The organism is Paraburkholderia phenoliruptrix (assembly GCF_902859825.1).
Taxonomy (GTDB): domain Bacteria; phylum Pseudomonadota; class Gammaproteobacteria; order Burkholderiales; family Burkholderiaceae; genus Paraburkholderia; species Paraburkholderia phenoliruptrix.
This window is the reverse complement of sequence record NZ_CADIKB010000029.1, coordinates 51,221-62,846: the sequence shown is the minus strand read 5'-3', so window position 1 is coordinate 62,846 and position 11,626 is coordinate 51,221. Positions and strand designations below refer to the sequence as shown.

Below are 11,626 nucleotides of genomic sequence, written 5' to 3'. Positions count from 1 at the left end.
ACGGTCGCCGGTCACATCGAAGGCAAGTGAAGCACGCACAATGAAACATGTTAAGGCGGTGATTTTCGACTGGGCCGGCACGGTGGTCGATTATGGTTCTCTCGCGCCGATGGGCGCGTTTGTCGAAACCTTCGAGCAGTTCGGCGTATCGATCACGGTCGAGGAAGCGCGCGGACCGATGGGCATGGCCAAGCGCCCGCACATCGCGGCGCTGCTCGCGCTGCCGCGCATTGCGCGCGCATGGGCCGGCAAATATGGCCGCGCGCCGGACGAAGCGGACATCGACGCGGTCTACGACGTGTTCGTGCCGAAGAATATCGCGGTGGCCGCGAGCTACAGCTCGGTGATTCCCGGCGTCGCGGAAGTGGCGAGCGCGCTGCGGCGCGACGACATCCGCATCGGCACGACGACCGGTTATACCCGCGAGATCATGGCGGAAATCGTGCCGGGCGCGGCGGCGCAGGGCTTTTCGCCGGACAGCATCGTGTGCACGGGCGACACGCCGGAAGGCCGGCCGTCGCCGTACATGATCTACCGAACGCTGCCCGAGCTGGGCGTGTGGCGCGCGAAAGACGCGATCAAGGTCGACGACACCGAGGTCGGTATCGAGGAAGGCATTAACGGCGGTACGTGGGCCGTGGGCGTCGCCGTGAGCGGCAACGCGTTCGGCATGGCGGAAGACGACGTCAAGGCGCTTGCGCCCGACGAGTATGCATGGCGACGCGAGGCGGCAATCGAACGGCTGCGAGCCGCGGGCGCGCATTATGTGATCGACAGCGTCGCGGATCTGATGCCGGTCGTCCACCAGATCGACGCGCGGCTTGCGCGCGGCGAACGGCCCTGAAGCCTTGAAGCCCTGAAGCCTTGACGGCCGTGAACAGGCGCAAAGCGGTGTGGCGCGGTGTTGCGCCGGCTGGACTTGCCAGCCAGTTCGGCGCCTCGACCGGTCCGATCCTTAGCCCCTCAGCCCGCGATCAGCTTCAACCCCGCGGGCAGCGACTCGCCGAACACGCGGCCCTCGTCCGCATTATCCAGCTCGACCGTTTCGCCGACCATCGCGACCCACGCGCGCGGCGCATTCACCGCCTCGAGCCTGCGAATGACGGCTTCGCGCAGCGCGTCCGGCAGATCGCGCGAACGGTCGCCCGTCATGCGCGCGATCTGCACGGCCGCAAACGCGGCCGGGTCGACCTTCTTCCAGTCGAGCGCGAGAATCGCGTCGAGCCAGCGGCTGGCGACATCCGGCGGCACAACGGTGTGTGCGCTGCCATAAAACGGCCGGCGCGCGCCGATCCGCCCGACCGCCCACCAGCTTTGATGATTCTCCGAAGGCTTCTGCAGCCGCGCGAGCACCGATTCGCCGAGCTCGATCTTGCGTTCAACAGGAATGCGTTCCAGCGACGCGCTCAGCCGAACCATATCGGCGATGCCGGTTTTCGCCACGTCGAACGGCAGCTTGTGACGCGACTGCGCGGCCGTTTGCAGATACGCCATCGCGTCCAGCACGCGCAGTTGCGCGTGTTCGTTGAGGCCGCCCGCCGCGCGGCGCCACAGCGTCCACCATTCCGACCAGACCTGGCTTTCCTGGATGTACTGAATACCGTCGTCGAATAGCGACCACAGTTGCTCGACGCGCCATTCATCGAGCGGATAGCCGAAGCCGGGACGCACGCAGTAACCGGCCAGATTCAGCCACAGCCGCTCGTGGTCCGCCGAGCGGCGGCGCCGCTTCGCGCGTTCCCATAGCGCACCGAACAGTTCGCGCAGCAGCCCGCTGTTCCAGCTCTCGCGCGGCCCGAGCAGATGTTCGAGCTGCGAGCGCAGGCGCTTGACGTCCTTTTTATCGACGTTTTGCGAGCGCGAGCCGAACGCGCGGTCGATCTGCTCGATGGCTTCGTCAAGGCGCGGATGCCGGGCGGCCGCGGCATCGCCGGTGAGATTCACCTGCGCGCTCTCGCGGCGCAACTGGAACTCGAGCAGCCACCGCCCGGCGGGATCGTCGCGGTCGATGCAGTGCACTTCCAGCGTGCCGACTTCCGTCAGCGACGTGGCGATGCGCACGGCCCGCTCGCGGGCACTGCCGGCGCCGCGCGGCGGAACGATGGTCGCAATGGGCGGCAGGCGCACGAAGTCGCCGCTCGCGAGGTCCGCGAGCTCGCCCGGCGCATAGGCCGTATCCGCACTGGACGACACGAGGTGAAAGCGCACAGGGTGTCCGAGCCGCAGCGCGAAGGTGCGCTCGGCGATGAGAATTTCGTGGCCTTCCTCCATGCCGCGCGGCAGCAGGCAAATGCCGCGCTGCGTGGGCGGCGGGTCGTTAGCATCGCGCTTTGCATCGGCGGACTCGTCGAGCACGAGAAAGTAACTGCGCGGCGAACCGCCGCCGATTTTCGGCGCGCCGCCCGCGCGCGCGAGGCTGTAGGCGACCGCGCCGCGCGCGACGGCGACGTCCGGATTGTCGTTGTGCAGCACGTTAAGCGGCTCGCCGCGCCACGTGCTCAAGGTATCGGCGAGTCGCTGCGTCAAGGCCTCTGCACGGAACACGCCGCCGTTCAGCAGAAGCGTGTCCGGCACGGCGAGGGGGGCGAGCGCGGCGGGCGGGGCGTCGGTGAGAGGTGCGCCGCGACGCTTCCCGGCAGCAAGAGGCGCAAGGGCTGCGGCGTCGGCAGTGTCGCCGGCAGCGACGCGGGCATCGCTTGCGGCGCGGGCGCCACCCGTTCCAGCGCCGTCTGCCGGGCGACCCGTCTCCACCTCACCGCCATCCGGCCCGAGCGCCTTGCGCGACTGCGCGTCGAAGCGGCTCAGAAAAGCGGCAATATGGCGCGTGACGGCGGCATCGGTTGCGTACGGCAGGCCGAACTCGACAATCGCGCCGCGCGGCCGGCCAGGCCGTTCATGCGAGGCGACTACAGGAAAGAATCCGTCGACGATCACACGCTCCACTTCGTCGCGCGTGACCTGCGCCGTGCGTGCGCCGCCGACGAGCTTCGCGCCGGCACCCAGCAGCGTGATCGACGCCGACTCGGGCGCTTCGGCGCCCAGCAGTTGTTCCTTGGCGGCACGGCAGCGCTCGACGAGTTGCGACAGGCTCGCCGCCGACAGGCGTCCATGCTCGCCGCCGCCCGGCAGCCGCGTTTCGACGAGATGCGCGAGCGCGAGATCCATGTTATCGCCGCCGAGCATCAGATGGTTGCCCACGCCGATCCGCGTCAGCTGCGGCTCGCCGTTCTCCATGCGCACCTGGATGAGCGTGAGGTCCGTGGTGCCGCCGCCCACGTCGCAGATCAGCACGAGGCGCGTGTGCGCGAGTTCCTCGGCAAGCCGCTCGCGATGATGAAACAGCCAGTCGTAGAACGCCGCCTGCGGTTCTTCCAGCAGCCGCAGCGCCGGCAGGCCGGCCATGCGCGCGGCTTCGACGGTCAGCGCCCGCGCGCCTTCGTCGAACGAGGCCGGCACCGTGAGCACCACGTCCTGGTGCTCGAGCGGCGCGTCGGGAAAGCGCTGATTCCATGCCGCCCGCACATGCGCGAGGTAGCTCGCGCTGGCCTCGACGGGGGAGACCTTGAGGACGTCGTCGGCGGCGCCCCACGGCAGGATCGGCGCGACGCGGTCGACGGACGCATGCGAGAGCCAGCTTTTCGCGCTGGTCACGAGCCGCCCGGGCACTTGCGCGCCGAGCACGCGCGCAAGCCGGCCGATCACCACGGGCGGCGTGTCTGAATCGCCATCGGCAGGCGCGGCGCGCAAGCCTGTATCTGAACCAGCGCCCGATCCCGCACCTGAGCCTGAACCGGCGGCCGGAACCGCGCGCTCGCTTGCATGCGGATCAGCCTGCTGATCCGCGTTCCTGTTTGCGCTGACTCCGGCCATGCTCACGCCCGCGGCGCTTGCCCCGCGCGCTTGCGCCGCAGGCCGGGCCGCAACCCGGCTCCCGCTCCACGGCAACTGCAGATCGCCAGCCGCGAGCTCGCCTCGCGCCGCGTGGTAGCGCACCGAGGGCAGAAGCGGCCGCGCAGCGACCTCGCCGGGACTCACGAGCTGTTCGATCTCGAAGACGCGAACCTCCTGCGACCCGGCCTCTGCATACGCGAGCACCGTATTACTGGTGCCGAGGTCGATACCGACGCTGTACCGCTTCATCTCAGTCATGCATGGGCATTGCCGCGCACATCGAATTCGACTTTCCAGCGCTCGTCCGTGCCGCGCGGCACGGCTTCAAGTTGGAGCGTGCCCGCTTCGGTCACGCGAGCGTGCAGCCTGACGGGCACGACTTCGCCCGCCGTGCGGCCGGACGCCGGCAGTGTCGCCTGAATCTCTTCGAGCTCCTGCAACTCGGCGGGGCCCCAGAAGTCGAGCAGCGTGCCGACCTGATCCTGGCGACGCACCGACGAGCCGAAAAAGCGGAAATGCACCGGCTCGCCGACCACGAGCCCGAACTCCTGCGCGGGCAACTCGGCCTCGGTGCCTTCTTCCATGCCGAACGGCGCGACGCACAGCGCCTGAATAGGCGGCTCCAGTCCGGGCACCGCGGGCATCGCCGATTCGATCGCGATGTAGTACGCCCGCGCGGTGCCGCCGCGAATCCGCACGCCCTGGCCGCGCCGCACGTAGCCGTAGTAAGCGGCGCCGCGCGCGACGGCCAGATCGAGATCCGCGCCTTCGAGCAGGCGCGCCGGCGCCGCGCCTTCCGCGGCGAGCCAGTCGTTCAGCGTGCCCATGATCCGCTCGACGAGCAGCGTCGACTTGAACACGCCGCCGTTGAACAGCACCGCTGTCGGATGCAGGAAGCTCGCCGCTTGTGCCGCAGCCTCGGTTGCCGTGTCGCGCAAGCCTTCGAGTTCGGCGAGCGCGCCGACTTGCCGGCCGAGAAACGCCGCCAGATGCCGGGTGATGCCCGCGTCCTGCGCGTAGGGCAAGCCCAGTTGCGTGAGGCCGGCGCGCGTGCGTGAGACCGGCCGTGCCGCGCTGTCCACCTGCGGGAAAAAACCTTCGAGAATGGTCTGCGTCAGTTCGGCCCGCGTGAGCTCCGTGCGGATCGATCCGCCGATCAGCTTCGAGCCCCGGCTCGGCACGACGAGCGGCACGGTGTCCGCCGCCGGGTCGGTGAGCAGCGTTTCTTTCGCCGAGCGGCACGCGTAGGTGAGCGCGCGCAATTGCCACGCGTCGGCCTGGGTCCCTTGGGCGGCGAGTTTGCGCGCGACCCCATGCGCGAGCGCGAGATCCATGTTGTCGCCGCCGAGCAGAATGTGTTCGCCGACCGCCACGCGATGCAGTTCCAGGTTGCCGTCGCGCTCCACCACGGCGATCAGCGAGAGGTCGGTCGTGCCGCCGCCCACGTCCACCACGAGGATGATGTCGCCGACCTTGACCTGCTTGCGCCACTGGCCGCCGCTCTTCTGAATCCAGCTATACAGCGCGGCCTGCGGTTCTTCCAGCAGCGTCATGCGGCCGTAACCGGCGGCCTCGGCGGCTTCGGCGGTCAGCTCGCGCGCGGCGGGGTCGAACGACGCGGGAATCGTCACCGTGATGTCCTGGTCGCGAAACGGCGCGTCCGGATGCGCGTGGTCCCACGCCTCGCGCAAGTGCGTGAGATAACGCACCGAGCTTTCCAGCGGCGAGACGCGCGCGACTTCCGGCGGCGCATCGCCCGGCAGGATCGCCGCGCGCCGGTCCACGCCCGGATGGCACAGCCAGCTTTTCGCGCTGGACACGAGCCGGATCGGCGTCGCCGCGCCGCGGCTGCGCGCGAATTCGCCGACCGCGAAGTCGCGCTCGCCGGTCCACGGCAGATGCAGGTCGCCGGCACCCAGTTCGTCCGGATGCGGCAAATAGAGGAACGAGGGCAGCAGATCGAGATCGTCGATGGCGCCCGGGCCCGTCAACTGGGCAATGGGCAGCACCGCGAGGGTGGTCTTCTCGCCGTCGCTCATGCTGGTGTCGACGTAGGACAGCGCGCAGTGCGTCGTGCCGAGGTCGATCCCGATCGAATAACGCGCGCCGCTCATAGCTCCACCTCGGCCGGCGCGATCACCTTCGCGTTATGGCTTTCGGCGAGCTTCGGCAGACGCACTTCGGTCACGCGCCAGCCGCGGTGGCTGATGCTGCCGACAAACGGCGCCTTGCCGACGACGTTGCCGGTCAGCCGGATCGCGCTCGCGTCGAAACCTTCCTGGAGGGTGACGCGGCTGCCTTCGGCTTCGTCGCGCACCGGGCGGATCGTGAAGTGCTCGCGCAGCGTCGCGCGGCAGCCTTCGTGCACGAGGCGCGCGGCCGCGCCGATATCGGCGTCGCTGAAACGCTTGATGTCTTCCTCGACGAAGTCGATGAAGCGCGCGTCGCGTTGCAGCAGGCCGAGCAATTGCAGCGCGGCGTCGGGGCTGGCTTCCTTCAGCGTCGGCGCGGGTGCGGCCTTGGGGGCGGGCGAGGGCGCCGGCGTCGGGGTGGACGCCGTGGTTGGCGCAGACGCGCCGCCGTCACGCACGCGCAGCACGGCGGCGGCGAACTCGCCGTCGCCGAGAATGCGGAAAAAGGCGCTGACGGCCAGCGTAATCCTGCCGAGGAAGGATGGGTTCGAATCGGTCATAAATGCTCCTGAGGGCTCTGTTCAAGGACGAGCGGTCCTGTGTCCGGGGTGGGCGCGAGGCGAAACCGCAGCGGTGCGCTCCGGCGACGCAGGCGCGGCGCCCGTTCGCGACGCGGGCACCGTCGCCGGCATCTTCGGCGGCGCATGAAGCCGCCGCGCGGCGCGGCGCCAGCGCAAAAAGGCGGGTGCTCATCCCGCGTACAAACCTGCGCGCAAAACCGGTATTTTGCCTTGTGACGCGACGGCTGCGGGCAAACCCGCACATTCTCGGGTGAGAACGCGGTCCGATTGGCGGGTTTGCACGACCCCGGTCGCGTGGGCGCCGGGGCGCGCCGCCGTCGCGCCACGCGACGTTTGTGATATGTCCATCACAATTCTCCGCTTCTGCTTCACACGCGCGTCGTTTCAAGCGGCTATCACCATCAGAATGTGAGGATTTACCCGTAGTGCGTGTGATAATCCTCTCAAACGGAGTAGCATAGCCCCGAATCGTTCGCCGGCCGACGTGTGGCCGGGCGCTAACCAGGACGTCTCATGCCTGATTCTTTTCCATCCTCGGTCGTCGCGTTGCGCGGCGGGCCGCTCGTTCATCCGGTGCGCAATCCCGGCGTGCCGTTCGACGCCTCATGGCTCGACGGTTTGCGCGTCAACCAGTCGGCGGTCGAACGCCGCGCGGGGACGCTCGCCACGCGCCGGACCGTCAAGAAGGATGCGCAGGCCGCGTGGCTTCTGAAAGCCGTCACCTGCATCGATCTCACCACGCTCAACGGCGACGACACCGAAGGCCGCGTCCGACGCCTGTGCGCGAAGGCGCGCCAGCCGGTGCGCGCGGACATTCTGGAAGCGCTCGGCATGGCGCCGCAACGCATCACCACCGGCGCGGTGTGCGTCTATCACCGCTTCGTCGCTGCTGCCGTGGATGCGCTCGAAGGCAGCGGCATTCCGGTCGCGGCCGTCTCCACGGGTTTTCCGGCCGGACTGATCCCCCATCCGCTGAAGCTGAAGGAGATCGAGGCGTCGGTCGCGGACGGCGCGGCTGAAATCGACATCGTGGTCACGCGCGAACATGTGCTGACCGGCAACTGGCAGGCGCTCTACGACGAAGTGCGCGAGTTTCGCGCGGCCTGCGGCCCCGCGCATCTGAAGGCGATTCTGGCGACGGGCGACATCCGCACGCTGTCGAATGTCGCGCGCGCGTCGATGGTCTGCATGATGGCGGGCGCGGACTTCATCAAGACGTCGACCGGCAAGGAAGGCGTGAACGCGACGCTCGACGTGTCGCTCGTCATGGTCCGCATGATCCGCGACTATCACGAGCGCACCGGCGTGCCGATCGGCTTCAAGCCGGCGGGCGGCGTGTCGAGCGCGAAGTCCGTGCTGGCCTATCAGATCCTGATGAAGGAAGAGCTCGGCCGCGCCTGGCTCGAACCGGAGTTGTTCCGGATCGGCGCATCGAGCCTGCTCGCCGATATCGAGCGGCAGCTCGAACACCACGTGAGCGGCCGTTATTCCGCTTTCAACCGTCACCCTGTAGCCTGAAACACATCCACCCATGAGCGTAGCGGAGTATTTTTCTTCGATGGAGTACGGCCCCGCGTCCGAGGACGATCAGCCGGCGCGCGCGTGGCTCGCGCAACATGACGGACGCTTCGGCCATTTCATCGGCGGCGCGTGGCAGGAGAGCGCGAGCGGCGCGCGGTTCGTCTCGCACGCACCCGCAACCGGCGAGCGCCTCGCCGAGATCGCCCAGGGCGACGCAGCCGACATCGACGCCGCGGTCGCCGCCGCGCGCGCCGCGCAGCCCGGCTGGCAGGCGCTTGGCGGCGCGGGCCGCGCACGGCATCTGTATGCGCTCGCGCGCATGGTGCAACGGCACAGCCGCCTCTTCGCGGTGCTCGAAGCGCTCGACAACGGCAAGCCGATTCGCGAGACGCGCGATCTCGACATACCGCTCGTGGCGCGTCACTTTCTGCATCACGCGGGCTGGGCGCAGTTGCAGGACAGTGAATTCACGGGCTACGCGCCGCTCGGCGTGATCGGCCAGATCGTGCCGTGGAATTTTCCGCTTCTGATGCTCGCGTGGAAGATCGCGCCGGCTATCGCGACCGGCAACTGCGTGGTGCTGAAGCCTGCCGAATACACGCCGCTCACGGCGCTGCTGTTCGCGGAACTCGCCGAGCGCGCCGGCTTGCCCGCGGGCGTACTCAACGTGGTGACCGGCGACGGTTCGACGGGCGCGGCGCTCGTCGACCATCCGCAGGTCGACAAGATCGCGTTCACCGGTTCGACGGAAGTGGGCAAGCTGATTCGCTCGGCGACGGCCGGCTCCGGCAAATCGCTGACGCTCGAACTGGGCGGCAAGTCGCCCTTTATCGTATTCGACGACGCCGACCTCGACGCTGCCGTGGAAGGCGTGGTCGACGCGATCTGGTTCAACCAGGGCCAGGTGTGCTGCGCGGGCTCGCGGCTGCTGGTGCAGGAGGGCGTCGAAGCGCGCTTCATCGCAAAGCTCAAGCGCCGCATGGAGACGCTGCGCGTGGGTAGGTCGCTCGACAAGAACATCGATCTCGGCGCAATTGTCGATCCGGTGCAGCTGGAGCGGATCCGCTCGCTTGTCGAAAGCGGGCGGCGCGAAGGCTGCGCGATCTGGCAGGCGGGCGAATCGGCATTGCCTGCCGACGGCTCTTTCTATCCGCCGACGCTCGTCATGAACGTTGCGCCCGCATCGATTCTCGCGCAGCAGGAAATCTTCGGCCCGGTGCTGGTCACCATGAGCTTTCGCACGCCGGACGAAGCCGTCGCGCTCGCCAACCATTCGCGCTATGGGCTCGCCGCGAGCGTGTGGAGCGAGACCATCGGCCGGGCGCTCGACGTGGCGCCGCGGCTCGCGGCGGGCGTCGTGTGGATCAATGCGACCAATCTCTTCGACGCGGCGGTCGGTTTCGGCGGCTATCGCGAATCGGGCTATGGGCGCGAGGGCGGACGTGAGGGCATTTACGAATATCTCAAACCGCGCGCGTGGCTCAATCTTCCGAAGCGCCGGCCGGTGAGCGCGACACCACAGGTTTCGAGCGTGGCGCCGAACATCGTGTCGATCGACCGCACGGCCAAGCTTTTTATCGGCGGCAAGCAGGTGCGGCCGGATAGCGGCTATTCGCTCGCGGTTCACGCGCCGGACGGCACGCCGATCGGCGAAGTGGGCGAAGGCAATCGCAAGGACATACGCAACGCGGTGGAAGCGGCGCGCGCGGCGCACAAGTGGTCGCAGGCGAGCACGCATAACCGTGCGCAGGTGCTGTTCTACCTCGCGGAGAATCTGGCGGTACGCGCCGACGAATTCGCGCAGCGGCTCTGCGCGCGCAACGGCGCGACGCCGGAAGCGGCGCGTGCCGAAGTGGAGGCGTCCGTCACGCGTCTCTTCACTTACGCGGCGTGGGCCGACAAGTTCGACGGCGCGGTGCACACGCCGCCGCTGCGCGGCGTCGCGCTCGCGATGCACGAGCCGCTCGGCGTGATCGGCATGGCGTGTCCGGACGAGGCGCCGTTGCTGGCGCTGGTTTCGCTGGTCGCGCCCGCGCTGGCGATGGGCAACCGTGTGGTGGTGCTGCCGGGCGAAGCCGGGCAACTCGCGGCGACGGACTTCTATCAGGTCGTGGAGACGTCCGACGTGCCGGCCGGCGTGCTGAATATCGTCACGGGCAGGCGCGCGGCGCTGCTGCCGGCGCTCGCGAAGCACGACGACGTGGATGCGCTGTGGTGCTTCGGCAGTGCGGCCGATGCGGCGCTCGTCGAACGCGAATCGGTCGGCAACCTGAAGCGCACCTTCACCGATTACGGCCACGCATTCGACTGGTTCGACCGGGCGAGCGAAGGCCGGCCGTTCCTGCGCCAGGCTGTGCAGGTGAAGAACATCTGGATACCGTACGGCGATTGACCGCGCTGCAGCGAATGCGCGGCGATCACAACATGATGGAGACAACGTGCCGAATACTCTCGACTTCTTGCCGTTGACGAACGCCGCGTCCTCGCACGCGCCGCGACGGAGGCTCGCGTCATGAGCGCGCAGCAGCAGGGCGGACGCGTCGTCATTCTCGGCATCTACGTGACCGATCTGACGTTTCGCGCGGCGCGCATGCCGCTGATCGGCGAGACGATTGCGGGCTCCGCGTTTGCGATGGGGCCGGGCGGCAAGGGCTCGAATCAGGCCGTGGCCGCCGCCCGCGCGGGCGCCGAGGTGGTGTTCTGCACGCGCATCGGCGACGATGCATTCGGCTCGATCGCGCAGGCCACCTGGGCGCGCGAGGGCATCACGGCGCGTGCCACGGTGGCGGCCGGCGTCGCGACGGGCGCTGCACATATCTTCGTCGACGACACCACCGGCATGAACGCGATCATCGTCGCGGCAGGCGCGGCAGGGACACTGTGCGCCGCCGACGTCGATGCGATAGAAGCCGACATTGCGGGCGCGCGGGTCTTCGTGACGCAGCTCGAACAGCCGCTCGCGGCCGCGCGGCGCGGACTCGAAGTGGCGCGCAGGCATGGCGTCGTCACCGTGTTCAATCCGGCGCCCGCCATGCCGCTCGACGACGACATCTTCCCGCTGTGCGACTACATCACGCCGAACGAAAGCGAGGCGGCGGCGCTCACCGGCGTGCAGATATCGACTGTCGACGACGCCCGGCGCGCGGCCGACGTCCTGTTGGCCAAAGGTGTGGGCGCCGTCATCGTCACGCTGGGCGAAGGCGGCGCGTTGCTGCATGACGCGACGCAATCGGTCTGGCTGCCCGCGTTTCGCTGCGGTAACGTCGTGGAAACGGCGGGCGCGGGCGACGGCTTCACCGGCGGCTTCGCGGCCGCGCTGGCACGCGGCGAGGACGCGGTATCGGCGCTGCGCTTCGGTTGCGCGCTCGCGGGCATCTCGGTCACGCGCGCGGGCACCGCGCCTTCCATGCCGACGCTCGCCGAAGTCAATGAGGTGCTGAATCGGCACAGCGAATCGAGCCGGGCAGCACAGGTGTCGTAATCCATTCGTGAAGTAACGTG

At 68.7% G+C, this 11,626-nt stretch carries 7 protein-coding genes; 4 read left to right on the top strand and 3 right to left on the bottom strand.

Translation table 11 applies throughout. The annotated features are described in order from the left end of the window. The first annotated feature begins 40 nt into the window (after positions 1-40). Complete coding sequence (gene phnX / locus HV711_RS23925; RefSeq protein ID WP_035486317.1) at positions 41-844, top strand: phosphonoacetaldehyde hydrolase; 804 nt, start codon at positions 41-43, stop codon at positions 842-844. A 119-nt stretch (positions 845-963) separates the two neighbouring features. Here the strand turns inward: phnX and HV711_RS23920 are convergent, their stop codons facing one another. The 3 genes from HV711_RS23920 to HV711_RS23910 are packed head-to-tail and all read right to left on the bottom strand — an operon-like array spanning position 964 to position 6,583. Further along, positions 964-4,149, bottom strand: a complete 3,186-nt coding sequence (locus HV711_RS23920; protein ID WP_175145272.1) for an Hsp70 family protein — start codon at positions 4,147-4,149, stop codon at positions 964-966. Continuing rightward, the gene (locus HV711_RS23915; protein ID WP_035484352.1) at positions 4,146-6,005 is read right to left on the bottom strand and encodes an Hsp70 family protein; all 1,860 of its coding nucleotides are present in this window, start codon (positions 6,003-6,005) and stop codon (positions 4,146-4,148) included. The genes HV711_RS23920 and HV711_RS23915 overlap by 4 nt, the downstream gene beginning before the upstream one ends. Next, positions 6,002-6,583, bottom strand: coding sequence for a DUF2760 domain-containing protein (locus tag HV711_RS23910; protein ID WP_035484351.1), 582 nt, complete (start codon positions 6,581-6,583; stop codon positions 6,002-6,004). The genes HV711_RS23915 and HV711_RS23910 overlap by 4 nt, the downstream gene beginning before the upstream one ends. A gap of 534 nt (positions 6,584-7,117) precedes the next feature. On the opposite strand from HV711_RS23910, the gene deoC reads away from it, so the two are divergent. The 3 genes from deoC (at position 7,118) to HV711_RS23895 (ending at position 11,606) form a co-directional block, all read left to right on the top strand. Further along, positions 7,118-8,122, top strand: a complete 1,005-nt coding sequence (deoC, locus tag HV711_RS23905; protein WP_028363088.1) for a deoxyribose-phosphate aldolase — start codon at positions 7,118-7,120, stop codon at positions 8,120-8,122. Between the two features lie 13 nt (positions 8,123-8,135). Then, positions 8,136-10,517, top strand: coding sequence for an aldehyde dehydrogenase family protein (locus tag HV711_RS23900; protein ID WP_035484349.1), 2,382 nt, complete (start codon positions 8,136-8,138; stop codon positions 10,515-10,517). Positions 10,518-10,637: 120 nt separating this feature from the next. Further along, the gene (locus HV711_RS23895; protein ID WP_035484347.1) at positions 10,638-11,606 is read left to right on the top strand and encodes a ribokinase; all 969 of its coding nucleotides are present in this window, start codon (positions 10,638-10,640) and stop codon (positions 11,604-11,606) included. Positions 11,607-11,626 lie beyond the last annotated feature (20 nt).

Coding starts and splice junctions, on each gene's coding strand:
- HV711_RS23920 (WP_175145272.1), bottom strand. CDS start 4,149: ATGACTGAGATGAAGCGGTACAGCGTCGGTATCGACCTCGGCACCAGT.
- HV711_RS23895 (WP_035484347.1), top strand. CDS start 10,638: ATGAGCGCGCAGCAGCAGGGCGGACGCGTCGTCATTCTCGGCATCTAC.
- HV711_RS23900 (WP_035484349.1), top strand. CDS start 8,136: ATGAGCGTAGCGGAGTATTTTTCTTCGATGGAGTACGGCCCCGCGTCC.
- HV711_RS23910 (WP_035484351.1), bottom strand. CDS start 6,583: ATGACCGATTCGAACCCATCCTTCCTCGGCAGGATTACGCTGGCCGTC.
- HV711_RS23915 (WP_035484352.1), bottom strand. CDS start 6,005: ATGAGCGGCGCGCGTTATTCGATCGGGATCGACCTCGGCACGACGCAC.
- deoC (WP_028363088.1), top strand. CDS start 7,118: ATGCCTGATTCTTTTCCATCCTCGGTCGTCGCGTTGCGCGGCGGGCCG.
- phnX (WP_035486317.1), top strand. CDS start 41: ATGAAACATGTTAAGGCGGTGATTTTCGACTGGGCCGGCACGGTGGTC.